The sequence below is a fragment of the Streptomyces lavendulae subsp. lavendulae genome (genome assembly GCF_002803845.1).
Lineage (GTDB): Bacteria > Actinomycetota > Actinomycetes > Streptomycetales > Streptomycetaceae > Streptomyces > Streptomyces lavendulae.
On the sequence record NZ_CP024985.1, the window covers coordinates 1,519,349 to 1,541,656 of the forward strand.

The following is a 22,308-nucleotide window of genomic DNA, read 5'->3' on the forward strand; positions in this document are numbered from 1 at the left end:
CGCCGCGGACCGGTCAGGCCAGGCGGACCGGGAGGGCCTCGACGCTGTTTCCGATGAAGCTGCGCTGGTGCGGGAGCGCGGCCTCGGGCACCGCCAGGTCGAGGCCGGGGAAGCGGGTGAAGAGGCGTTCCAGGGCGATGGTGGCCTCCAGCCGGGCGAGGGGCGCCCCGACGCAGTAGTGCGCGCCGTGGCCGAAGGAGAGGTTGCGGGCGGCGGTGGGCCGGGTCAGGTCGAAGCGGTCGGCGTCGGGGCCGTGGAAGGACGGGTCGCGGCCCGCCGCCGTGTAGCCGGCGAGGACGGGGGTGCCCTGCGGAACGAGGGTGCCGGCGACGGTGAGGTCGCGGGTGGGGTACCGGAAGGGGAACCAGCTGACCGGCCCGTCCCAGCGCAGGGTTTCGTCCACCACGTCCGACCAGGTCGCCTTGCCGTCCATGACCAGGGCGAGCTGGTCCCGGTGGGTGCACAGGGCGCGGACGGCGTTGCTGATGAGGTTGAGGGTGGTCTCGTGGCCCGCGACGAGCATCAGCCGCATGGTGCCGATGAGTTCGGCCTCGCTGAGCCGGTCTCCGTCCTCGTCGCGTGCGGCGATCAGGGCGCTGGTGAGGTCCTCGCCGGGGGCGGCCCGGCGGGCGGCGGCGATGGTGGCGATCAGCTCCACCAGCTCGCGCACGGCGGCCATCACCTCGGCCGGGGTGGTGTCGGTGGAGATGATGACGGTGTTGGAGAGGTGGTGCAGGCGGCCCCGGTGCTCGGGGTCCACGCCGAGCAGTTCGCAGATGACGCTCATCGGCAGCGGCAGCGCGAAGTGCGTGCGCAGGTCGGCGACCCCGTCGGCGGATCCGGCGGCGGCCGCGGCGAGGTCGTCGAGGAGGCCGTCGGCCAGGTCCTGGACGCGCGGGCGCAGCCGCTCCACCTGACGGGCCGTGAAGGCGTTGCCGACGAGGGAGCGCAGGCGCCGGTGGTCGGCGTCGTCGGCGGTGTGCATGCCCTGGGCGTTGGCGAAGACCCGCAGGGGCCAGTCGGCGGGGATGGTGCCGTCGTGGAGGGCGGGGAAGTGGCGGGCGTCCTTGGCCACGTCGGGGTGGGCGAGGAACTCCTTGAGCGCCTCGTGTCCCAGGACGACGGCGCCGGGCACCCCGCCCGGGAGGACGACCTCCGCCACGGCGCCCTCGGCGCGCAGCCGGGCGTTGAGCGCGTGCGGGCAGCCGCCGGCGGGGTCGATGACGTGCCGGGGGGAGGTGTGCGGCGACAAGGCGGTCTCCTGGTCAGATGGACGACTACCGGCCAACAGTGCGGCCTGAAGGGGCTGTTGTTCAAGCGGTCCGCCCGCTTCGCCCGGGATGCCGTCGGGCCGACCCGCCCCTGCATTCCGCTGTACGCATGCCGCGTACAGCGTCCGCAGGCGGATAAGGTGGGCTCATGTCCCCCTCAGAGCAGCAGTCCCCCGCCCCGGTCCCCGTCCCCTCCGTCTGGACCCGGCCGAGGCGCCAGAAGGAACAGGCCCCGCTCAGCCGGGAGCAGATCGTCGCGGCGGCGGTGCGGCTGCTCGACGCCGAGGGCATCGAGGCGCTGAGCATGCGCAAGCTCGGCACGGAGATGGGCACGGCCGCCACCTCGCTCTACCGGCACGTGGCCAACAAGGACGAGCTGATCGAACTGGTCGTGGACGAGGTCTACGGCGAGCTGGAGCTCCCCGAGGCCGGCGGTCCGGACGGATGGCGCGCCTCCCTCTCGCACAGCGGGCACAGCCTGCGCGACATGGTCCTGCGCCATCCCTGGGTGGCCTCGGTCCTCGGCCAGGTGGGACTGGCCCACCTGGGCCCGAACCTGATGCGGATGTCCGAGCGGATGCTGCGGCTGGCCAGGACGGCCGGCTTCCCGCCCGGCGAGGCCGACCTCGCCATGAAGGCGGTCATCTCCTACGTCATCGGCGCCACGACCAGCGAGGCCTCCTACCTCTCGCTGCTCGCCCGCAGCGGCATGAGCGAGGCCGACTGGCTGCGCTCCCTGGCGCCGGCGGCCCAGCAGGCCCTCGACGAACACCCGCTGACGCAGGACCACTACGCCACCCAGCGCGACCGGGACCCGGCGCGGCTGCGCGAGGAGAACTTCGACTACGGGCTCCAGCGGGTCCTGGACGGCCTGGCGACCCGGATCGACCGGGACTGACCGGGCGCCGCGGCCGACCGGGCGCCGCGGCGGACCGGGCGCCGCGGCCGGTGCGGCGCTACGGGAAGGTCAGTTCGCGACCCTCGCCGAGCGGGGCGAAGAACCGCTCCACCGCGGCCGGCCGCACCTGGAACAGCGCCGCCGGCGACCAGCGCGGGCGGCGGTCCTTGTCGATCACCTGCGCGCGGATGCCCTCCACCAGGTCCGGCACGGACAGGGCGGCGCTGGAGACCCGGTACTCCTGCTCCAGGACCCGCTCCAGGGAGTCCAGCGCACGGGCCCGGCGCAGCGCGGCGAGGGTGGCCTTGAGCGCGGTGGGGGACTTGGCGTGCAGGGTCTCGGAGGCCTCGCGGGCCGCCGGCAGGCCGGTGCCCAGCAGCCGGGAGTGGATCTCCTCGACGGTGTCCGCGGCGTAACACCGGTCGATCCACTCCCGGTCGGCGGCGAGTCCGCCCGAGCCGCCCGAGCAGGGGGCGGGGAGGGCGTAGCGGTCCACGACCTTGTCGGCGGGGGCGCCGTCGGTGCCCTCGGTGAGGTCCCGGACGAGTTCCTCCAGGAAGTCCGAGGGCACGTACCGGTCGGCGAGCCCGCACAGCAGGGCGTCGGCCGCGCCGACCGCGGCGCCGGTCAGGGCGAGGTGGGTGCCGAGTTCGCCGGGGGCCCGGGAGAGCAGGTAGGTACCGCCGACGTCGGGGACGAAGCCGATGCCGGTCTCGGGCATCGCGACGCGGGAGCGCTCGGTGACGATGCGGACGCTGCCGTGGGCCGAGAGGCCGACGCCGCCGCCCATCACGATGCCGTCCATGAAGGCCACGTAGGGCTTGGGGTAGCGGGCGATGCGGGCGTTGAGCCGGTACTCGTCACGCCAGAAGTCGAGGGACCCGGTGGTCCCCGCCTTCGCGTCCGCGTGGATGGCCCGGATGTCTCCGCCCGCGCACAGGCCGCGCTCCCCGGCGCCGCGGATCATGACGTGGTCCACTGCGGGGTCCTGTTCCCAGGCCGTCAGCGCCTCGGCGATCCGCAGCACCATGGGGTGGGTGAGGGCGTTGAGGGCCTTCGGGCGGTTGAGGGTGACCACCCCCGCACGGCCATGGGTCTCGATCACAACGGTGTCGTCTTCGATCATCACACCGGTCAGTATGTCGTCTCGACTGTAGGGAGAAGATCATTTCTGACGACCTCGATGATCTTTCGGGATGTACGGGGATCTGGGGGGTGTACGGCCGGTTCGCGCCAAACCCTCCGCACGGCGGGTGCAGGCCCGGCGCGTGCCCGAAGGCGCGCCCGAAGGGCTCGGCCAGGATCCGGTGACGGCCGTGGCGAGGGACGTCGGCCCCGGTCCGGGAGTCGGGGCGATCGCGGCCGGCGAGGGCGCACCGGGCCGCGGACCGGCCGTTTTCGGACCGGCGGCCCGTGCGCACCACCCGGTGCCCCCTCGGGAGCGGGACCGGTCCGCCGGGGTGGTCCCCGCCCGGCGACGTCAGCCGATCCAGTGAATGCGGACCCTCTTTCCCCCGTTCCTCCGCCGGATATGGAGCCCTGGCCGCCCGGGACTCAGCCCCGGGGCCGGGACCGGTGGTCCCGCCAGGCCGCGAGGGCCTCGGTGCGGGAGCCGTCGGGGTGGCGGGAGTGCCAGTCGCGCAGGAACCGGTTGAACTCGAACTGGGCGCCGACCGGCTGGGGTTCCGCGGCCTGCCGGCGGGTGGCGTGCCAGTGGGCGACGGCCTCGTCCAGGGTGCGGCCCGCGCCCTGGGCCACGTAGTCCCTCATGAAGGCGTCGAAGTGGAAGCCGGGGCCGATCTCCCGCACGAAGAACTCCCGCAGGACCTGACTGCACCGCTGCCCCTCGGGGATCACCGTGCCCCCGTCGACGGGGGCCGCCAGCCGGCGGCCGGCGCGCCGAGGGGTGGCCGCGGGCGGCGGGGGCGCGTGCCCGTCGAGCGCCGCGGCGAGCCGTCGCGTGAGCACGGCCTTGCCGCCGCCGGCCGGGACGCCCAGCCGGCGGGCCAGCGCGGTCAGCTCTTCGAGGGTCCAGTACCAGCGCAGCAGTTCGGCCCCGCTCAGCTCCGGGCCCGGCACGGGCCGGACCTCCCCCACACCCTGAATATTCGTACTCATGTTCCCATCCTAGGGTGCGGGCAGATGGCACGGGCACGGAAGGATCATCAGGATGCCTTGTAAGTTTGCCTGTCGTTCTTTAGGGTCGGGGTATGACATCGCGACCATCGGGACCGCAGCCGCGCGCCGGGATCCACGACATCGCCGAGGAGCTCCAGCTGGCCGTGGGCATGCTGGTGCGCCAGGTGCGGGCCTCGGCTGCCGGGGGCGTCAGCCTGTCGCAGATGTCCGTCCTCAAACGGCTCGACCGGGACGGGGCGGCCACCGCGGCCGATCTCGCACGGGCCGAGAAGATCCGGCCGCAGTCCGTCATCGCCACCGTGAACTCCCTGCGGGCCGAGGGGTACGTCACCCGGACCCCGCACCCCACCGACGGGCGTCAGCTGCTCGTCTCCCTGACCGACCGGGGGCGCGCCCTGGTGCGCGAGCGCCGTGAGGCCGGGCACGGCCGGATCGCCGAGCTGATGGCGGGCCGGCTGACCGCCGAGGAGCAGCGGCTGCTGGCCGAGGCCGTGCCGCTGCTGCGCCGCCTGGCCGAGGACTGACCGGCCGCTCCCCTCCCCAGTAACCCTGCGAACAGCGACCTAGGAGCCCGAGCATGACCACCTCCCCCTCCACCCTGACCCTGGACTCCGGCACCGCGCTGGTGCTGATCGACCTCCAGCGGGGCATCCTGGGCCTGCCGACCGCCCGTCCGGGCGAGGAGATCCTCAAGAACGGCATCGCGCTCGCCGAGGCCTTCCGCGCCCACCGGCTGCCGGTGGTCCTGGTCAACGTCGCCTGGTCTCCCGACGGCGGCGACCTGCCCACGACCGACGTCGACACCCCCGGGCCGGCCACCGCCCCGCCGCCGGCGTTCTCCGAGATCCCGGACGAGCTGGCCGCGCTGGGGGACGTACGGGTGACCAAGCGCCACTGGGGCGCCTTCACCGGGACGGAGCTCGACCTCCAGCTGCGCCGCCGCGGCATCCACCGGATCGTGCTGGCGGGCATCTCGACGAGCATCGGCGTCGAGTCCACCGCCCGTACCGCCTGGGAGCACAGCTACGGGCTGGTCTTCGCGGAGGACGCCACCGCCGATCTGGACGCGGCCTCGCACGCCCACTCCTTCGACAAGATCTTCCCCCGGCTGGGCCGGGTCAGCTCCACCGGCGAGATCATCACGGCGCTGGACGCTCTGGGCTGAGCCCGGCGGCCGGCCAGGGCACCTCCAGCCAGACGCACTTGCCGAGCGCTCCGGGCCGCGAACCCCAGGCCCGGGCCAGCCGTTCGACGATCAGCAGTCCGTGGCCGCCCGGCCGGGCCGGGTCCGACGGGAGCCCGTGCCCACCGGGCTCGGGCGGTGCCGGATTGGTGTCGGTGACCTCGATGCGCAGCCGCTCGTCCGTACGGTCCAGCACCAGCGCACCGGGCCCACCGCCGTGCAGGCAGGCGTTGGCCACCACCTCCGAGACCAGGAGCAGGACGTCCTCCGCCGCCTCCCGTACGGCCTCGCCCTCGGCCGGCAGCCACTGCCAGGCGGTCAGCGCCCGGCGGGTGAACTCGCGGCTGCGGGTGACGGGGTCCGGGAGCCCGTCGAGGACCAGGAGCCAGTTCCGGTCCGCCGACCCGCGCTGCCCCATGGCCCTTCGCTCCCTCTCGCTAAGAATGGTCCGGCCGCAACGCCCGTGCCACGTCCGCGTGGACCGGGAAGACGCCGTCGGCGCCGGTGATGCGGAACATCCGGGCGACCGGCCCGCTGAGCCCGGCCAGTTCCAGCCTGCCCCCGGCCTCCTGGACCGAGAGCCGGGCGTGCAGCAGGGCGTTCAGTCCGGTGGAGTCGCAGAAGTCCAGCCCCGCCATGTCGACGACCATCCGGTCGCCGGGCGCCAGCGCCGCCTCCAGGGCCTCGCGCAGGGGCTCGGCCGTGTCGTGGTCGAGCTCACCGGCGAGCGTGAGGACGGTCACCCCGTCCACCCTGCTCACCGCGACGGCGAACCGCCCGTCCTCCGGTTCCGACACCATCCGACATCACCTTCCGTCCCGCTGGACCTGCACCTGCCCGGGTGCGGCCGATCCATGCACGGCTCCCCCGGGCGGAGCGCTGTCCGGGGCCCCGGACAGCGCCGAGGGCGCCGCCGCCGGGCAGTACCCCGACCCCCCGGGCCACGCATACCATACAAAACCGAACGGTCGGGTGGCACATGCCAGGGGATTTCCGGTTTCCCGCCTTGGATGATCCACCTAGACCGACACGCCCGCAGGGGCGGGATTTCGTAGCCGGAACCAGTCGCCGATCAAGGTCGCCGCTGGTTGACTGGTGCGGACGCCCCGCCCGGACTGCTTGGCGGCTCTCGCAGCCCGGGACGGCGTGACGAAGGAAGCCCCTGTTCGCCGATCAGCGGTGTTCGACGGACAGGGGGCTTCCGACCCGGCTCACACCAGCTCGGGCTGCGCCTCGCGCCGCGGCTGGGGAAGGCGCACCGAGGCCGCCTCGCGGTCCCAGAGCCTCGTGGTCCGTACGTAGCCGTAGATCACCGAGAGCATCGACAGGATGATCAGCGGTCCGAAGAGCCAGGGAAGCCCGGCCATCTCCACCGACAGGTAGCGGTACGAGGCCAGGAGCGCGGCGAAGACCGCGGCGCCGTAGCCGACGATCCAGGTCGCCGACCGGTCCCAGCCGTGGTCGATCGCGCGCAGCGCCGCCTCGATGGTGAGCGTGAAGACAACACCGGCGACGATGTCCGCACCGTAGTGGTAGCCGAAGCCCAGGGTCGCGCCGAGGGTGGCGACCAGCCAGAACGTGCCCGCCCACCGCAGCGCCCTGGGGCCCTTGCGGGAATGGACGAATATCGCGGTGGCCCACGCCGTGTGCAGACTGGGCATGCAGTTGCGCGGGGTGATCTCGTCGAAGGGCATCGGGGCCGGGGTGCCGAGCGGCGGCGGCGTGTTGGGCCACAGGTCGGCCAGCGCCCAGTGCCCCCCGTCGGCGCCGTAGGCGAGGATCGGCCCGACCACCGGGAAGATCATGTAGATGCCCGGCCCGAGCAGGCCTATGACCAGGAACGTGCGCACCAGGTGGTGGCCGGGGAAGCGGCGCTCGGCGGCCACGTGGCGCAGCTGGTACAGCGCGACGGCGACCGCGGCCACCGCGAGCTGGATGTAGACCCAGTCGAGGACGTGGTGGCCGACCGAGCCGGTGGCCTGCACGATCCGGCCCGCCAGCCACGACGGGTTGCCCAGCGCGTGATCGGCGGTCGCCACGTACTGGTCGAGGACCATGGGGCGGGTCTTGGACGTGATCAGCAGCCAGGTGTAGCCGGTCTTGCGGCCGGCCACCAGCAGCAGGGCGAGTCCGACGCCCTTCAGCAGCAGCGCCCGCTCCCGGCCGGTGCGGCGCGTGACGGCGATGACGGCGCAGCCCAGGGTCACCCACAGCGCGCCGTTGCCGGCCATCATCTGGGCGCCGACCATGCTGCGCACGATCCAGAAGACGAGGTCGATGCCGACAGCGGCGCCGAGCGCGATGAACCGCTCCCGCCAGGTGAGCACCACCATCATCAGCGCCATGCTGACGTACAGCACCGTCCCCGACCTCGGGGCGAATATCACCTCTTGCGCCTGGCTCGTGATCGGTCCGGGTTCGCCGTAGTGGCGCGCGGCGATCTCCAGCGCGATGAAGAATCCCAGGGCCACCACACCGACCGCGGCCCACAGCATGACGCGCGGTCGACGCCATTTCTTAGATATCAATTTTCAACCGATTTATATGTTTTCCAACGCCGTCGTTATGAGCTCGAACATGTTAACGGAAAGGGTGCGTTTCCCTGATGACGGGCTGGACGTCAGATGAACGCCTGCCCGATCGGGCAGGCGTTCCTCACGCTTTCGCGAGGTAGGCGGGGGCGGCCCACGCGATCGTGTCGACCGCGAGCCAGGCGGCACCGGCGACGGCCGTCGGCGTCACCCCGGCGAAGGCCCTGACGTCCTGGTGGAGGTGCGACTGGTCGGCGTAGCCGGTCTCCGCGGCCACCCGTCCCGCGGCGAGCCCCGCGGCGAGCCGGTGGGCGGCGTCGTCGAAACGGACGAGCTGGGCGGCGCGCTTGGGGGTGAGGCCGATCTGGGAGCGGAACCGGGACCACAGCCGCTGACGGCTCCACCCGACCTCCGCGGCCAGCCGTTCGACCCGGACCCCGCCCCGGTGCGCCACGAGCCGTCCCCGGACGAAGGCCACCTCGGGGTCGACCGTGCGCCCCGCCTCGTACCGCCGGGCGAGCGCGGCGTCGGCGATCTCGAACCGCTCCCGCCAGGATCCGGCGGCGCGCAGCCGCTCCTGGAGGCGCTCGGCCTCGCGGCCCCACACGTCGCCCAGCGGGACGACCGCGCCGCCCAGCTCCGCCGCACCATCGAGCACGGCGTGCGCCACCGGCGGCGACAGCCTCAGCTGCAGGCACTCGATGCCGCGGCCGCGGCCGTGCACGCCGCTGGGCGCGAGCCCGACGACGACACCGCCCTCGTGCCGCCCGCCGCCGTCCTCGACGGCGAGGGGGCCGCCGCCGAGGTCGAACGCCACCGTGACGGCCGGGTACGGGACCACGCTCAGATCGACGGGGTCCGCGGTACGGGCGCGGAATCCGGCCATGTCGACGCCCGGTAGCAGACCGGGCCGCGACGGGCTGGTGATCTCCCACAGCCCGGCGGCGTCACGGCGCGGATCGGCGGCCCCCATGTGGTCAGCGTACGCCCGGAGTTGGCGACATTCGTCCAAGACCCCCGCCCCGGGGGCGGCCACCGTGGAGCCCAGGACAGTGCCCCGTACCCGAGAGGACCGCTCATGACGCACTCGCCGGTCGACCCCTTCACCCCGGCCGTCGAACTCGCCGCGGCCATCAGCCGCAAGGAGGTGAGCCCGGTCGAGGTGGCCGACTGCTACCTGCGCCGGATGGACGGGCTCGACCCCCGGCTGAACGCCTTCTGCCACCGGGCCGACGCCGACGTCCGCAAGGCCGCGGCCACTGCCGCCGACGCGGTGGCACGGGCCTCCTCGCCCGACGACCTCCCGCCCTTCCACGGCGTCCCGCTGCCCGTCAAGGACTTCCTCGACGTGGCGGGCTGGCCCACCACGTACGGCTCCGCCGGCGCCGACCGGACCCCGGCCGCGGCCTCGGACCAGTTCGTACGGCGCTTCGTGGAAGCGGGGTTCGTACCGCTCGGCAAGACCACCACCTCGGAGTTCGGGTCGCTGCCGTTCACCGAGAGCGAGGCCCTGGGCATCTCGCGCAACCCGTGGGACCCGGGGCGCACGCCCGGCGGCTCGTCCAGCGGTGCGGGCGCCGCCGTCGCCGCCGGGATGGCGCCCCTCGCCCACGCCGAGGACGGCGGCGGGTCGATCCGCATCCCCGCCTCCTGCAACGGCCTCGTCGGCCTGAAGCCCACGCGCGGCCTGGTCGCGCGGGCGGCCGTCGTCGTGGAGGGCCTCGCCGCCAGCGGCGTCCTCACCCGTACGGTGGCGGACACGGCGGCCACCCTCGACGTGCTCGTGCGCCACGACCCGGCGGCCTGGTGGTCTCCTCCCACCCCGCGCGGTTCCTTCGCCGAGGCGGCGGGCAACGACGCGCCGGCCGGACTGCGCGTCGGAGTGCTCACCGACTCCCCCGTGGCGGGCATCCCGGTGGACCCGGCCTGCGCAGCGGCCGTCGAGCTCACGCTGCGCGCGCTCGAAGCGGCCGGCCACCGGATCGTCGACGCCCGGCTGCCGCTGCCCGCGACCGACGAGCTGGTGGCGTCGTTCACGACCCTGTGGAACGCGCTCCCCTGGTCCGGCCGCCGCCCGCCCGTCGACCTCGACCTCGACCTCGGTCACGACCTCGACCTCGGCCTCGACCCCGGTCACGGCTGACCCGCGGCCGACCGCGGCGCGTCGTTCAGCGCGGGACCACCCAGCCCGGCACCCAGGTCCCGGGGGCGTCGCGGCCTGGGCGCGTGGCGGCGAGGTGGGCGCGCAGGGCGGCCAGCGCCGGGTGGGGGTTGTCGCGGTGCCACAGGAGCGAGTGCGGGTAGACCGGGGTCGGGTCGGTCACCGGGATGCGGCGCAGGCCGTGTCCGGCGGGCCAGACGACGCGCGTGTGCTCGCCCATGAAGGTGGCCAGGGCCGGGGTGTCGGCGACCGTGTCGAGGAGTGCGTCGGAGCCGAAGTTGGGGCCGGTCGCCTCGATGGTGAGGCCGAACTCCGCGGCGAGGTCGTCGTAGTAGGCGCCCCACTCGGTACCGGGGACGATGCCGGGCATCCAGATCCGGTGCCCGGCGAGTTGCGCGAGGCCCACCGACCGGGCGCCCGCCAGGGCGTGGGCGGGGCCGGTGAGGAGCTGGAGGGGTTCGTCGAGCACCCGGACGGACTCGATCTCCTCGGGCAGGGGCCGGCCGGGCACCCCGACGGCGCGGAAGGACGCGTCGACGGCACCGGAGCGGAGGGCGGCGACGGCCGTCTCGATGTCGAACAGCATCACCACGTCGAGCTCGGTGCCGGGGTGCGCGCGGTGGAAGTCACGCATCATGCCCGACGGCGCGACCCGTGAGGCGATCACGTCGACGCGCAGCGGCCGGCGGCCGGGGCGCACGGACGCGACCGCGCGCTCGGCGACGCGCAGCAGCTCGCGCGCGTGGGGCAGGAACGCCTGCCCGTCGATGGTGAGCTCCGCACCGCGCGGGGTGCGGGTGAACAGCCGTACGCCGAGGTCGCGCTCCAGCGAGGCGATCCGCTTGGAGACCGCCTGCTGGGTGACCGCCAGCCCGGCGGCGGCCTCCTGGAACCGGCCCGCCTCGGCGGCGGCGACGAACGTCCGGATGGTGTCGAGGTCCATGCCGGCACCCTATGGGCACAACCCGTGGTTGTGGGCGGGCGGCCCAGTGGTTGTTTGACCCCGTGTACGGCTTCGGCCTTTGATGCTTCCGGTCGCGGATCGGTTGTACGGGTGGAGCGAGGGGGAGGTCGGCCATGGGGAGCGGGCAGCGGCTGGGGCGGCGGTTCGGGTGGCTCTGGGGAGCGTACGGAACGAGCGCGCTCGGCACCTGGCTCGCCTTCGGCGCCTTCCCGCTGATCGCCGTCCGGGAGCTGCACGCCGGGCCGGCCGAGGTCGCCGCCCTCTCCTGCGTGGGGGCCGCGGTGGGCGCGGCGGCGGCGGTGCCGCTCGGACCGTGGGTGGAGTTCCGCCGCAAGCGGCCGGTGCTGATCGCGACGGACCTGGTGCGGTGCGGGGCGCTGCTGACGGTCCCCGCCGCCTTCGCGCTCGGCGTGCTCACCTTCGTCCAGCTCCTGCTGGTCTCGGCCGTCGTCGCGGCGGCCGACATCGGCTTCCGCGCCGCTTCCGGCGCGTACCTGAAATCGCTGCTGCCGGGCGAGGACCTGCTCGTGGCCAACGCCCGGTTCGAGTCCACCGCCTGGACGGCCACGATCGTCGGACCGCCGCTGGGCGGCGTGGCGATCGGGCTCCTCGGTCCGGTGGCGACCGTGACGGCCGACGCGGTCAGCTACCTGCTCTCGGCCCTGGGCATCCGGGCGATGGGCGGGCACGAGCCCCCGCCGGGGCGCCGGGAGGAGGCCGGGCGCATGCGGGTCGGTGACCTGCTCGACGGCTGGCGGTACATCCTCTCCGACGCGGCGCTGCGGCCGCTGTTCTTCAACACCGTCCTGTTCAACGGCCTCGTGATGGCCTCCCAGCCGCTCCTGGCCGTCCTGATGCTCGGCCCGCTCGGCTTCGCACCGTGGCAGTACGGCCTCGCCTTCGCCGCGCCCTCGGTCGGCGGGCTGCTCGGTTCACGGCTGGCCCGGCCGCTCGTCGCCCGGTTCGGACAGCACCGGGTCCTGTCGGTGTCCGGGGCCCTGCGCGCGCTGTGGCCCGTGGGCCTGGCCCTCGTGGGCCCGGGCACCGGGGGGCTGCTGCTGGTGATCGGCGTCGAACTCGGTCTCATCTTCTGCTGCGGGGTCTTCAACCCCGTCCAGGCCACCTACCGCCTCCGGCGCACCGCGACCGACCGGGTCGCCCGCACGCTGTCCGCCTGGGCGGTGACGACCAAGGCCTCGACGGCGCTCCTGACGGCCGTCTGGGGCGTACTGGGCACCCTGCTCGGCCCGCGCACGGCCATCGGACTGGCCGGCGCGGTCCTCCTGGCGACCCCGCTGCTGCTCCCCCGTCGCACGGCGGCCCTTCCCTCCGGACCCGCGCGGCTCTCGTAGGGCCGACCAGCGCCGCCGTCCGGTAGCGGTCCAGCGCTGGATGATCGTCCGGTGATGCCGGGCCCACGGCCCCTGTTAGGACCGCGTCAACGGTGCGCGGGACGTGGTCGTACTGGACTTCGAGTCGCTGCCGGCGCCGTACGAGACGGGCTTCGCCCGGACCGTGGCCGTCGGGGACGGTCCGGAGCGGCGTCGTCTCGTGGGCGACCTGGCCGTGGTGGCCGACGCCGCACGGGAGGCCTTCCGCGCGGACGAGGGCATCACCGGGCGGGAGCTCCACGCGCGGATCAGGGCCCTGGCGGCCGAGGCCGGCCGGACCCCGGGTGCCTGGCACGCCGGGAGGCTGACCGGCACCCCTCCGGCCACGCACGCGGAGACGACGCGGCCGGAGGCGTTCATCGGCCCGGACGACGACCGGCCGCTGCGCCGCACGCTGGAGGAGGGGTGGCGGGCCCACTGGATCCTGGAGATCCACCTCGTCGACGAGGCCCACGGCCACGCCGGCGTCCACACGGAACTGCTCGACCTCGTCTGAGCCGGCGGATCAGGCGACGGCGAGGGAGACCTCGGTGGCCTTCACCAGGGCCTTGGCGGCGGTGCCCTCGGCCAGGCCCAGCTCCTTGGCGGCATCGGTGGTGATGGCCGCGGTGATGTCCTGACCGCCCTCCAGGCGGACCTTCACCGAGGACATGACCTCACCGGCCGTTATCGAGGTGACGGTGCCGGCGATCTGGTTGCGGATGGACAGGCTCATGAAAACCACGCCTCATCGGAATTCTCGAAATTGCGGAGGCCTTTCACGCCGCGCCGGAGGAAAGATTCCGGACTCACGGTGTCCGGACCAGCATCGCGGTCAGCACCAGGCACAGGAGGGCGAGGTATCCCCCGGCGTGGAGGCGGTCCGCGATCCGCGGGGGCCTTCGGCGCAGCAGGACCACGACCGGGAGCGCGCCGAGCAGGAGCAGGGCGGCGGCGCCGAGGTCGACGGACCCGAAGGCCGACATCAGCGCCCGGGTGTCCGTCCCCTGGGCGGTGGCGAGGAAGACCGCGCACGCCGGGGCGCTGACGCAGGCGGTGAGGGGGTTGGCCAGAGCCGCCGTGACGCCCATCGGGAGTCCCGACCGCCGCAGCAGCGGAACGGTCATGACGCTGCCCCCGACGCCCAGGAACGCGGCCACCGCGCCGATGGGCAGGCCGGAGGCGGCGGGGACCGCGAACGCCCGGCGCCCGGCGGCGGCAGCGGCGGGGGCCGGACGCAGGAACCCCGGGCGGGCGAGTCCGTCGACGACGGTGACCGCGAGGTAGACCACGAACCCCCAGTGGATCAGCCGGGCCGGCGCGGAGCAGGCGGCAACCGCGCCGCCGAGCCCCCCGATCCCGAGCAGGACCAGCAGCGGAGCGGTCCCCCGCAGACGGCGCAGGACCGGCCGGGGCGTGGCCGCGGTGGCCACCACCGCGTTGACGACCATGACCAGAGACGAGGTCGCCACCGCGACGGTCGCCGCGGCCGGGCCCGCGGCGGCGTCCACCCAGACGATGACGGGGACCGTGACGAAGCCCCCTCCGAAACCGAACACCACGGTGGTCAACCCGGTCAGGACCCCGACGACGACAAGAACGAGAGCACTCATGGACCCAGTCCAGTCGAGACGACGGGTGCCGACGATCGAGCGGGAGTCCGATCCCTTCGAGTTTCGGCCATAGGCTCCCGCCATGCGCAACGTTCCCCTCGCGCGCGTCGACCACCTGCCCGCCGAGGTGCTGCCGATCGCGACCGACTATCCGCCGGACACGCTCCTCGCCTGGCACGAGCACCGCCGGGCGCAGTTCCTGTACGCCGCGACCGGCACGATGCTCGTGGAAACCGACGACGGGGCGTGGACCGTCCCGGGCGAACGCGCGGTGCTCATCCCACCGCGGACCCGCCACCGGGTGCGGATGCTGGACACGCAGACATCGAGCCTCTACGTCGAGCCGTCCGCCGTGCCGTGGTGGCCCACCGCCTGCCGGGTCGTGGAGGTCCCGCCGCTGCTGCGGGAACTGCTGCTCGCCGCCGCCGACCTGGACGCGGACTACGCCGCGGACCGCCGCGGCAGCGCGGTGATCGCGCTGATCCTCCTGGAGACGGCCGCCCTCTCCGAGGTCCCCCTGCACGTCCCCCTCCCGCACGACCAGCCGTTCTCACGGTTGTGCCGCGACTACCTCGCCCACCCCGACGTGGCGGTGACCAACACCGACTGGGCACGTACCGCGGCCATGAGCGAACGCGTGTTCACCCGGCGCTTCCGGCACCTGACGGGGACGAGCCCCGCGGCCTGGCGGTCCCGGGCCCGGCTGCTCGCCTCGATCCCCCTCCTGCGCCACAGGACCGTGACCGAGGTCGCGACCCTGCTCGGCTACGCCTCCCCGGCGGCCCTCTCCTACGCGTTCGCCCGCGCCTTCGGCGTACCACCGTCCTCCATGAGGCACCACTGACGGCCGTCCCGCCGCGCGGCACGGCCGCTCCTGGGGAACCAACCGACACCGGCGGTCCGCCCGGCCGGCGTGATCCTGCGCCGCCCCATGGAGCTCCACGCCGACCGGTAGGGCAAGCCCCCGAAGCCGGGTTCCCGGGAAGAGACCGCATGGTCGTTCTCTCGTCATGGACCGGAACCACGGTCGTCGGCACGCTGCCAGGCGTGATAGCCGGCGATTGCCGTCGGCAGGGTCGGGTAGATGCGGTTCGCCCCGACCTCTGCGGTGAGACCGTACGCGTCGAGGGGTTCGCGAAGCTCCTGCTTCACACGGGCGAAGGCGAACACGATGTCCCGCTGGACGAGTTCGGAGCGCAGGGCCTCGACGGCGTCGAGGGCGGTGATGTCGACCTCGACGTTGGCCTCGGTGTTCAGGACGAACCAGTGGACCGGTCCGTCCTGCTCATCGACGGCCGCCACGGCGCGGCGGCGGAAATCCTCGGCGTTCGCGAAGAACAGCGGGGAGTCGTACCGGTAGATGAGCAGGCCGGGGATGGTGCGGGCGGTCGGGTAGTCGTCGATGTCGTGCATGCCGGCCAGGCCCGGGACGATCCCCAGCACGGCATCGTGCGGACGGGCAACCCTTGCGAGCAGATCGATGACGGAGAGGGCCACGGCCACCAGCACGCCGTACAGGATGCCCAGGGCGAGGACGCCGAGGGTGCAGCCGATGGCCAGGAGCAGTTCGCGGCGACGGAAGGCTGCCAGCCTGCGGAACTCGCCCACCTCGATCAGTCGTACGGCGGCGTAGACGACGATCGCGCCGAGGGCGGCTGACGGGGTGTGGGCCAACAGCGGGCCCAGGAAGAGCAGGACGGCGGCCACACAGGCGGCGCCGACGAGGGAGTACACCTGGGTGCGTGCGCCGGCGGAGTCGGCGAGGGCGGTGCGGCTGGCACTGCTGCTGACGGGAAAGCCGTGCAGGACTCCGGCGCCGATGTTCGACACGCCGAGCGCCAGCAGCTCGCGGTTGGCTGCCAAGGGGTGCGGATCGTCGTGCCGGGCGAAGGCGCGCGCGGTCAGGACGACGTCCGAATACCCGACGAGGAGCACTCCGACGGCCGGCAGGACCAGGTCGGCGTAGTCCGACGGATCGGGCAGGGCGAAGCCCGGGAGGCCGCTCGGGACCGCTCCGATGACGTTGATGCCGTGGTTCTCGTCGAGGGCGAAGCCCACCACCACTGCCGTGGCGAGCGCCAGCACGACGAGGGGCCCGGGCAGCGGGCGCCACAGCAGGGGCAGGGCGAACAGAAGGACGAGGCATCCGGCGGCGAGCACGGCCGTGGGCCGGTGCACGTCACCGAGATGGTGGAGGAAGGAGAGGAGTTGGGGGAAGAAATCCGATCTGCTGCCGCTGGTCCCGGTCAGGCGGGGAAGCTGGGCCACGATCATGATCAGGGCGACCCCGGCCAGGTAGCCGACGAGGACCGGTCGGGAGAGGAGATCCGCGAGGAAGCCCAGCCTGACGGCCCACGCGACGAGGCTGAGCAGTCCGACCACGACGGCCAGGGCCGCTGAGAGCACCGCGTAGCGCGCGGGATCGCCGGCCGCCACCGGGCCCACGGCCACGGCGGTCATGAGGGCCGTGGTGGATTCCGGGCCGACGGACAGCAGGCGGGAGGACCCGCTGAGGGCGTAGAGGACCATGGCCGGGAGGGCGGCCCAGAGGCCGACGACCGGGGGCAGGCCGGCAACGCCGGCGTAGGCCATGACCTGCGGTACGAGATAGGCGGCGACCGTGATGCCGGCCGGCACGTCACCCCGGAGCCAGGCGGCCCGGTAGCCGTGGAGGGCAGGCGGGACCGCCGCGGCCCGACCGGGCTTCGGCATGGCACCTCCGGGACTCCTGACGGGCGTGTGCCACACCATCGTGACGTGCGGAGGGCGGCGTGGAGGTGAAGCGCGCGAACGGGAGCCGCTACGGGCCGCCCTCGCGCAAGCGGAAGCCGGTGACGAGGTCGGGTCGGATCCGGATCGCTCCCGATGCGCTGCCCGCGGCCCAGGGCTCCAGGAGGCCCACGTACCGCTCGATCTCGTCCGGGTCGGTGACAGCGGTGGCGTAGCCGGTGGCGACCACGCTCCAGCCCAGGTGTTCACCCGGATCGATGTCGTCGGCCTCGTAGGCGACGACCACGCCCGCACCCTGCTGGGTCGCGAGCAGCGCCGCCAGCGTCGATCCGTCCTGGACGCGGACGATGATGTCGCCGGCATCGAGAACGTGGTTGACCGGGCGTACGGCGGGCAGTGCGTGACGGGTGAAGACGATCCGGCCCAGTTCGGCGGTGCCGAGCAGCTGCAGCGCCTCGTCGGCCCTGAGCTCCTCCATCTGCCGTCCCGGCACACTGACGGCGGGCGAAGCGGCGGTCGCACCGGCCTGGTGGCTTTTCATCGTGGGCGTCCTTCGTCGAGCGAGCGGGCCGCGATCCGGATGGACGGCACGGTGGGGGAGGCGAAGCCCTCCGGTCTGCCCGTGCCGTGCCCGTTCCCGTACGTCCCGCGCCTGCCGGTCGGACAGGGGCGAAGGCCGTGAACGGGCCGTCTGCTGCCAGGATCTCCGCATGCGCCGATCTCGGGCATGGGCCGATCGGCCCCTGGACGGGACCACAGGGCCCATGCTCGGGACCGGCGGGGAGGGCAAGACTGAAGACGGACTCGAACAGGAGGCCGTCCATGAGCATCCCTTCACCCACCCGTATCTCCGAGGCGCTGCCCGCCGACTGCCGCTCCCGCCTGATGGAACTGGCCCGAGAGGTCAACTTCGAGGAAGGGACGCGTCTCTTCCGCGAGGGCGGCCACGCCGACCGGTTCTGGATCGTCCGGTCCGGCACCGTGACCCTGGACGTCCATGTGCCCGGGCGGCGCGCCGCGGTCATCGAGAGCCTCGGCGCCGGCCAGCTGGTCGGCTGCTCCTGGCTCTTCAAGCCGTACTCCTGGCGCCTGGGCGCCGAGGCGATGTCGCCCGTCCGCGCGTACGAGTTCGACGCGGAGCGCGTGCGGGCGCTGATGGACGCCGACACCGCTTTCGGCTCTGCCCTGGGCCACTGGGTCGGGCAGGTCCTCGCCAACCGGCTGCAGGCCGCCCGTGTGCGCCTTCTCGATCTGTACGCGCCCTACGGGAGCGGCAGCTTCCTCTGATCGTCCGTACGGCGAAGGAGCCGTCATGCCCGCATCCCGCTACGCCGTCAGTGACGTCATGACGCACACGGCCGTCGCCATCGGCCGCGAGGCCTCGTACAAGGAGATCGTCGAGCTCATGCACGAGTGGAAGGTCAGCGCGGTCCCCGTCCTGGAAGGCGAGGGCCGCGTCGTCGGAGTGGTCTCCGAGGCGGATCTGCTGCCGAAGGAGGAATTCCGGCGTACGGACGCCGCTCTGCCCGATCAGCTGGAGGAAGCGTCGAAAGCCGGCGGGGTGCTGGCCGAGGAACTCATGTCCAGCCCGGCGATCACCGTGCACCCCGACGCGCCCGTCGCCGAAGCCGCCCGGATCATGGCGCGCAGGCACGTCAAACGCCTGCCCGTGGTGAACGCGCTCGGCATGCTCGAAGGCGTGGTCAGCCGCAGCGATCTCCTCAAGGTGTTCCTGCGGCCCGACGAGGAGCTCGAAGAGGAGATCCGCCGGAGCGTGCTCACCGAGCTGACACCCGGCGCGAACGTGGACTTCGCCGTGCAGGACGGGGTCGTCACCCTGAGCGGCCCGCTGCGGGACCGTGCCCTGGTGCCCCTCCTCGCACGGGCGATCCGTGCGGTCGAGGGTGTCGTGGACGTCCGGATGGAGCTGGAAAGCACCGTCGCTGCCTAGCGGCCCTCCGCGCCGGCCACAGGGTGCGTTGCGCGCCTTGCTGCGACAATTCTGGGAAACGCGTAGACCGGACCGAGCCAGGGGCGACCATGTCCGACGATCCGAACGCCTCCGCGGGGGCGCCGATCAAGGTGTTCCTCCTCGACGACCACGAGGTGGTCCGACGCGGGCTGCACGACCTCCTGGACGCAGAGCCGGACATCACCGTCGTGGGTGAGGCCGGCACCGCTGAGCAGGCGCTCGCCCGCGGGCCGGCGCTCCGTCCGGACGTCGCCGTCCTCGACGTGCGGCTCCCTGACGGCGACGGCATCACCGTCTGCCGCGAGCTGCGCTCGCGAATGCCGGGACTGGCCTGTCTGATGCTGACCTCGTTCGACGACGAGGACGCCCTGCTGGACGCGATCATGGCAGGAGCTGCCGGCTACGTCCTGAAGCAGATCAAGGGCTCCGACCTGGTCTCGGCCGTACGCACGGTCGCCACCGGCCAGTCCATGCTGGACCCGGCGACCACTGCCCGCCTGATGCACTCCCTGCGCGACCCGGAGACGGCGAAGGCACCGGAAGACGCACGCCTGGCGGTGCTGTCCGAACGGGAGCGGGCCGTCCTGGAGCTCATCGGCGAGGGCCTTACCAACCGGCAGATCGCCAAGCGGCTCTACCTGTCCGAGAAGACGGTCAAGAACCACATCTCCCGGCTGCTGGGCAAGCTCGGCGTGGAGCGACGGGTCCAGGCAGCCGTGATCGCCGCCCAGGTGCACGAGCACGACACCGGGACGGCCGAGCGGTAGGAACGCCGACGCCGGTCAGCGTGGCGGGACGAGAGGTACCTGCCACTCCAGGCGAGTGCCCCGCTCCCCGTCGCCCCGCGCCGCGACCTCCATCCGACCGCTGAGCCTTTCGGCACGCTCCGCCAGGTTCCGCAGACCGCTGCGCCGACCGCCGCCCGCGGACAGGCCGACGCCGTTGTCGGTCACGGTGACGACCAGGCTCCCGTCGGCCACGGCGATCGACACCTCCGCCCGCGTGGCCCCGGCATGGCGGGCGACGTTGGTGAGGGCCTCCCCCACGACGGCGAGGGCCTCCTCCGCGACGGCCGACGGTACGTCGGTGTCGATCAGCCCCTCCATCCGCAGGGCCGGGGCGAATCCCAGGGCCGCCGAGGCCTCGTCCACGGCCTGGACCAGACGGGAGCGCACCCTGGACGCCTCACCCGGGGCCGCGTGGTCCCGGAGTCCGAAGATGGTCGACCGGATGATCTTGATGGTGGCGTCCAGATCGTCCACCGCCCGCGCGAGGCGTTCGGACGCCTGGGGATGGTCGACGAAACGCTGGGCGCTCTGGAGGGTCATGCCCGTGGCGAAGAGGCGCTGGATGGCCAGGTCGTGCAGGTCACGGGCGATGCGGTCGTGGTCCTCCAGCAGGCTCATCTGCTCGGCGTCGCGGCGCCGGTCGGAGAGCTCCAGAGCGAGGGCCGCCTGGCCCGCGAAGCCCGGAAGTGCGGCGACCTCGGCGGGTGCGAACACGGGGCGACCGCGCCTCCTGACCAGGATCAGGACCCCGCTCAGTCTTTCCTTGGTGCCGACGGTGACGGCGACCGCCGGGCCGAAGCCCGTCCACCTCTCCGGTTGCACGGTGACGCGCTCGTCCCTCGCCACGTCGGGGACCGAGATGAGGCCGTCGCGGGCCAGCGCGGCCTCGGCGAGGGTGCCCCGGGCGCTGGGCAGGACGATCCCGCGGTGCGCCTCGGCCCCCTCTCCCAGAGCGAGGGAGCCCCGCAGCTCACCGCCGGACCCGAGCAGGTAGAAGACGCCCATGTCCGCGCCGGTGATGTCCTTGGCCCGCTCCAGCATGCCTTCGAGGACCTCGCCCTCGGGCGCTCCGGAGAGCAGGGCGCTGGTGATGTCCGAGCTGGCCTCCAGCCAGCGCTCACGCAGCCGGACCTCCTCGAACAGCCGGGCGTTCTCGATGGCGATGCCGGCCGCGACGGCGAGGGTGGACAGGACCGCCTCGTCCTCGGCGTCGAATTCGGCTCCGCCGCGCTTCTCGGTCAGATAGAGGTTGCCGAAGACCTCCTCGCGGACCCTGATAGGGACACCGAGGAAGGAATGCATCGGCGGGTGGTGGTCCGGGAACCCGTACGAGGCGGGATGCTCGGACAGCTCCGAGAGCCGCAGCGGTTCGGGGTGGCGGATCAGCTCGCCGAGGATGCCGTGGCCGGACGGCAGGTCCCCGATCTGCGCGCGGAGGCCGTCGTTGATGCCGACGGGAAGGAACTCCGCCAGCCTCTTGTCGTCGCCGATGACGCCGAGGGCCCCGTATTCCGCGTCCACGAGTACCACCGCGGCTTCGACGATGCCGCGCAGGACCTGCGGCAGGTCGAGTTCCCGGCCCACGGACAGGACGGCTTCGAGCAGACCGTTCAGCCGGTCCCGGGTGCCCCTGACCTCGTCGATCCGTACCTGGAGTTCGTCGAGCAGTTCGTCGAGGCGCAACCGGGGAACACCGCTCCGGGTGGGGTGCTCGCCTCCGCTCATGCCCACCTCCGGCCGGAAGCGATGGCGTGATGGCCATCGCCTCCACGGTATCTCCGGCCGGAGGGCCCGGCCTTCCCGTTCAGCGGGCGATTGCCCCGTATGGCCGCTGCTCGTGCCGAGAGGTAGCGGTGCCGTCGTGCAGGTGTCGGACGTAGGCGTCCGGGCCGGGGAAGAACACGGTGGTGCGGCCGGTGTCGGACCAGCGCACGTCGTAAGGCGGGGTGCCGTCCTCATGGTGCAGGGCGGTGACTTCGCCGTCACGGCCGGGCCTTCCGGCGGTGGGTCCGCCCACGACGATCTGGTCGCCCACTTCGGCGTGGATCCCGTGTCCGTGCTCGGGCGCGTACTCGTTCATGGTCATGCCTTTCTGTGGAATGCGCCTCGCAGGAGCCGGGCGGTGACGAATGCGGCGAGCGCTGCCGCGACGGCGAGTCCTGTGCCGGTCCAGCCCACCGGCCGGGTGTCCAACAGCGACTGCAGGGCGGGAACGTACAGGGCAGCCATCGCAAGGAGGGCGGATGCCGCCACGGAGGCGGGGAGGAAGAGGTTCTGGGTGGTGAGCAGCCGGGCCCGCAGCCCCAGGGCCACGCCCAGCTGGGCCCCGAGCAGGGACAGGAAGAGAACGCTCTGCCAGGGCAAGCCGATGGAGTGGGCGCCGATGCCGGCCATCAGGCTGAACGCTGTGACGGCAGCAGCCAGGACGAGGAGGCGTTGCCACGCGCCTGCGGCCAGGATGTGCTGTTCCGGCGGCCGTGGCGGGCGCCGCATGGCCTGGGGCGCGGCCGGTTCGGCGCCCATGGCCACACCCGTGAGGCCGTGGGTGAGGAGGTTGATCCACAGGATCTGTCCCGCCCGGAGCGGGAGGGCCAGCGCGGACGATGTCCAGCTTCTGCTGTGGATCGGTCCGGGCGAAGACGCGGACCGCGGTCAGGTCGGTGTCCGGAGCCGCGGCCAGCGCGGGTC

The 22,308-nt window shown here is 73.2% G+C and carries 24 protein-coding genes and 1 pseudogene; 10 read left to right on the plus strand and 15 right to left on the minus strand.

Features of this window, described 5'->3' with window-relative positions:
* Window positions 1-13 precede the first annotated feature (13 nt).
* Entirely contained in the window at window positions 14-1,252 is a 1,239-nt protein-coding gene (locus SLAV_RS06825; protein ID WP_030224470.1) for a cytochrome P450 family protein, read from the minus strand.
* A 167-nt stretch (window positions 1,253-1,419) separates the two neighbouring features.
* Between SLAV_RS06825 and SLAV_RS06830 the strand changes: the two genes are divergently transcribed.
* The gene (locus SLAV_RS06830) at window positions 1,420-2,169 is read left to right on the plus strand and encodes a TetR/AcrR family transcriptional regulator (protein ID WP_030224472.1); all 750 of its coding nucleotides are present in this window, start codon (window positions 1,420-1,422) and stop codon (window positions 2,167-2,169) included.
* Window positions 2,170-2,227: 58 nt separating this feature from the next.
* Here the strand turns inward: SLAV_RS06830 and SLAV_RS06835 are convergent, their stop codons facing one another.
* The gene (locus tag SLAV_RS06835) at window positions 2,228-3,295 is read right to left on the minus strand and encodes an enoyl-CoA hydratase/isomerase family protein (protein ID WP_037686025.1); all 1,068 of its coding nucleotides are present in this window, start codon (window positions 3,293-3,295) and stop codon (window positions 2,228-2,230) included.
* Window positions 3,296-3,723: 428 nt separating this feature from the next.
* Window positions 3,724-4,287, minus strand: coding sequence for a DUF6434 domain-containing protein (locus SLAV_RS06840; RefSeq protein ID WP_030224477.1), 564 nt, complete (start codon window positions 4,285-4,287; stop codon window positions 3,724-3,726).
* A gap of 92 nt (window positions 4,288-4,379) precedes the next feature.
* Between SLAV_RS06840 and SLAV_RS06845 the strand changes: the two genes are divergently transcribed.
* Together SLAV_RS06845 and SLAV_RS06850 are read left to right on the plus strand one after the other, a co-directional pair.
* The gene (locus tag SLAV_RS06845; RefSeq protein WP_030224479.1) at window positions 4,380-4,832 is read left to right on the plus strand and encodes a MarR family winged helix-turn-helix transcriptional regulator; all 453 of its coding nucleotides are present in this window, start codon (window positions 4,380-4,382) and stop codon (window positions 4,830-4,832) included.
* A gap of 53 nt (window positions 4,833-4,885) precedes the next feature.
* Window positions 4,886-5,473 (plus strand): hydrolase, encoded by a 588-nt coding sequence (locus SLAV_RS06850; RefSeq protein ID WP_030224482.1) that lies wholly within the window; start codon window positions 4,886-4,888, stop codon window positions 5,471-5,473.
* On the opposite strand, the gene SLAV_RS06855 is transcribed toward SLAV_RS06850, so the two are convergent.
* The 4 genes from SLAV_RS06855 to SLAV_RS06870 all read right to left on the minus strand — a co-directional run bounded on the left by SLAV_RS06855 (window position 5,448) and on the right by SLAV_RS06870 (window position 8,995).
* Window positions 5,448-5,909 (minus strand): ATP-binding protein, encoded by a 462-nt coding sequence (locus tag SLAV_RS06855; RefSeq protein WP_030224486.1) that lies wholly within the window; start codon window positions 5,907-5,909, stop codon window positions 5,448-5,450. The genes SLAV_RS06850 and SLAV_RS06855 overlap by 26 nt on opposite strands.
* A gap of 19 nt (window positions 5,910-5,928) precedes the next feature.
* Entirely contained in the window at window positions 5,929-6,291 is a 363-nt protein-coding gene (locus SLAV_RS06860; protein WP_030224488.1) for an STAS domain-containing protein, read from the minus strand.
* A gap of 411 nt (window positions 6,292-6,702) precedes the next feature.
* The gene (locus SLAV_RS06865; protein WP_030224490.1) at window positions 6,703-7,986 is read right to left on the minus strand and encodes a phosphatase PAP2 family protein; all 1,284 of its coding nucleotides are present in this window, start codon (window positions 7,984-7,986) and stop codon (window positions 6,703-6,705) included.
* A 160-nt stretch (window positions 7,987-8,146) separates the two neighbouring features.
* Complete coding sequence (locus tag SLAV_RS06870) at window positions 8,147-8,995, minus strand: helix-turn-helix domain-containing protein (RefSeq protein WP_030224492.1); 849 nt, start codon at window positions 8,993-8,995, stop codon at window positions 8,147-8,149.
* A gap of 105 nt (window positions 8,996-9,100) precedes the next feature.
* Here SLAV_RS06870 and SLAV_RS40935 point away from each other — a divergent pair, with 105 nt between their 5' ends.
* Entirely contained in the window at window positions 9,101-10,165 is a 1,065-nt protein-coding gene (locus SLAV_RS40935) for an amidase (protein WP_051840099.1), read from the plus strand.
* Between the two features lie 25 nt (window positions 10,166-10,190).
* Here SLAV_RS40935 and SLAV_RS06880 read toward each other — a convergent pair whose 3' ends face one another.
* Entirely contained in the window at window positions 10,191-11,126 is a 936-nt protein-coding gene (locus SLAV_RS06880; protein ID WP_030224497.1) for a LysR family transcriptional regulator, read from the minus strand.
* A 134-nt stretch (window positions 11,127-11,260) separates the two neighbouring features.
* Here SLAV_RS06880 and SLAV_RS06885 point away from each other — a divergent pair, with 134 nt between their 5' ends.
* Window positions 11,261-12,499, plus strand: coding sequence for an MFS transporter (locus tag SLAV_RS06885; RefSeq protein WP_030224499.1), 1,239 nt, complete (start codon window positions 11,261-11,263; stop codon window positions 12,497-12,499).
* Between the two features lie 103 nt (window positions 12,500-12,602).
* Window positions 12,603-13,034 (plus strand): hypothetical protein, encoded by a 432-nt coding sequence (locus SLAV_RS06890; protein ID WP_051840102.1) that lies wholly within the window; start codon window positions 12,603-12,605, stop codon window positions 13,032-13,034.
* An 18-nt stretch (window positions 13,035-13,052) separates the two neighbouring features.
* Here SLAV_RS06890 and SLAV_RS06895 read toward each other — a convergent pair.
* Both SLAV_RS06895 and SLAV_RS06900 read right to left on the minus strand, forming a co-directional pair.
* A pseudogene (locus SLAV_RS06895) lies at window positions 13,053-13,253 on the minus strand (TOBE domain-containing protein); the annotation flags it as partial.
* Window positions 13,254-13,326: 73 nt separating this feature from the next.
* Window positions 13,327-14,130, minus strand: coding sequence for a TSUP family transporter (locus tag SLAV_RS06900; RefSeq protein WP_030224504.1), 804 nt, complete (start codon window positions 14,128-14,130; stop codon window positions 13,327-13,329).
* 82 nt (window positions 14,131-14,212) lie between these two features.
* Here SLAV_RS06900 and SLAV_RS06905 point away from each other — a divergent pair, with 82 nt between their 5' ends.
* Window positions 14,213-14,974: an AraC family transcriptional regulator gene (locus tag SLAV_RS06905; protein ID WP_030224505.1), complete on the plus strand. Its 762-nt coding sequence runs from the start codon at window positions 14,213-14,215 to the stop codon at window positions 14,972-14,974.
* Window positions 14,975-15,138: 164 nt separating this feature from the next.
* Here SLAV_RS06905 and SLAV_RS06910 read toward each other — a convergent pair whose 3' ends face one another.
* Together SLAV_RS06910 and SLAV_RS06915 are read right to left on the minus strand one after the other, a co-directional pair.
* The gene (locus SLAV_RS06910; protein WP_051840103.1) at window positions 15,139-16,842 is read right to left on the minus strand and encodes a SulP family inorganic anion transporter; all 1,704 of its coding nucleotides are present in this window, start codon (window positions 16,840-16,842) and stop codon (window positions 15,139-15,141) included.
* An 88-nt stretch (window positions 16,843-16,930) separates the two neighbouring features.
* Window positions 16,931-17,401 carry a pyridoxamine 5'-phosphate oxidase family protein gene (locus SLAV_RS06915; protein ID WP_037686027.1) on the minus strand — a complete coding sequence of 157 codons (471 nt, stop codon included), beginning with the start codon at window positions 17,399-17,401 and terminating at the stop codon, window positions 16,931-16,933.
* Between the two features lie 281 nt (window positions 17,402-17,682).
* On the opposite strand from SLAV_RS06915, the gene SLAV_RS06920 reads away from it, so the two are divergent.
* The 3 genes from SLAV_RS06920 to SLAV_RS06930 all read left to right on the plus strand — a co-directional run bounded on the left by SLAV_RS06920 (window position 17,683) and on the right by SLAV_RS06930 (window position 19,599).
* Entirely contained in the window at window positions 17,683-18,147 is a 465-nt protein-coding gene (locus SLAV_RS06920) for a Crp/Fnr family transcriptional regulator (RefSeq protein ID WP_030224512.1), read from the plus strand.
* A 25-nt stretch (window positions 18,148-18,172) separates the two neighbouring features.
* Window positions 18,173-18,811: a CBS domain-containing protein gene (locus SLAV_RS06925; protein ID WP_030224515.1), complete on the plus strand. Its 639-nt coding sequence runs from the start codon at window positions 18,173-18,175 to the stop codon at window positions 18,809-18,811.
* 89 nt (window positions 18,812-18,900) lie between these two features.
* A complete protein-coding gene (locus SLAV_RS06930) occupies window positions 18,901-19,599 on the plus strand; it encodes a response regulator (RefSeq protein ID WP_030224517.1) in 699 nt (232 codons plus the stop codon).
* A gap of 15 nt (window positions 19,600-19,614) precedes the next feature.
* Here the strand turns inward: SLAV_RS06930 and SLAV_RS06935 are convergent, their stop codons facing one another.
* The 3 genes from SLAV_RS06935 to SLAV_RS42255 all read right to left on the minus strand — a co-directional run bounded on the left by SLAV_RS06935 (window position 19,615) and on the right by SLAV_RS42255 (window position 22,149).
* Complete coding sequence (locus SLAV_RS06935; protein ID WP_030224519.1) at window positions 19,615-21,345, minus strand: sensor histidine kinase; 1,731 nt, start codon at window positions 21,343-21,345, stop codon at window positions 19,615-19,617.
* A gap of 79 nt (window positions 21,346-21,424) precedes the next feature.
* On the minus strand, window positions 21,425-21,706 hold the full coding sequence (locus SLAV_RS06940) for a DUF1918 domain-containing protein (protein ID WP_078950042.1): 282 nt from the start codon (window positions 21,704-21,706) through the stop codon (window positions 21,425-21,427).
* Window positions 21,703-22,149, minus strand: a complete 447-nt coding sequence (locus SLAV_RS42255) for a cation transporting ATPase C-terminal domain-containing protein (protein WP_051840108.1) — start codon at window positions 22,147-22,149, stop codon at window positions 21,703-21,705. The genes SLAV_RS06940 and SLAV_RS42255 overlap by 4 nt, the downstream gene beginning before the upstream one ends.
* Window positions 22,150-22,308: the final 159 nt, after the last annotated feature.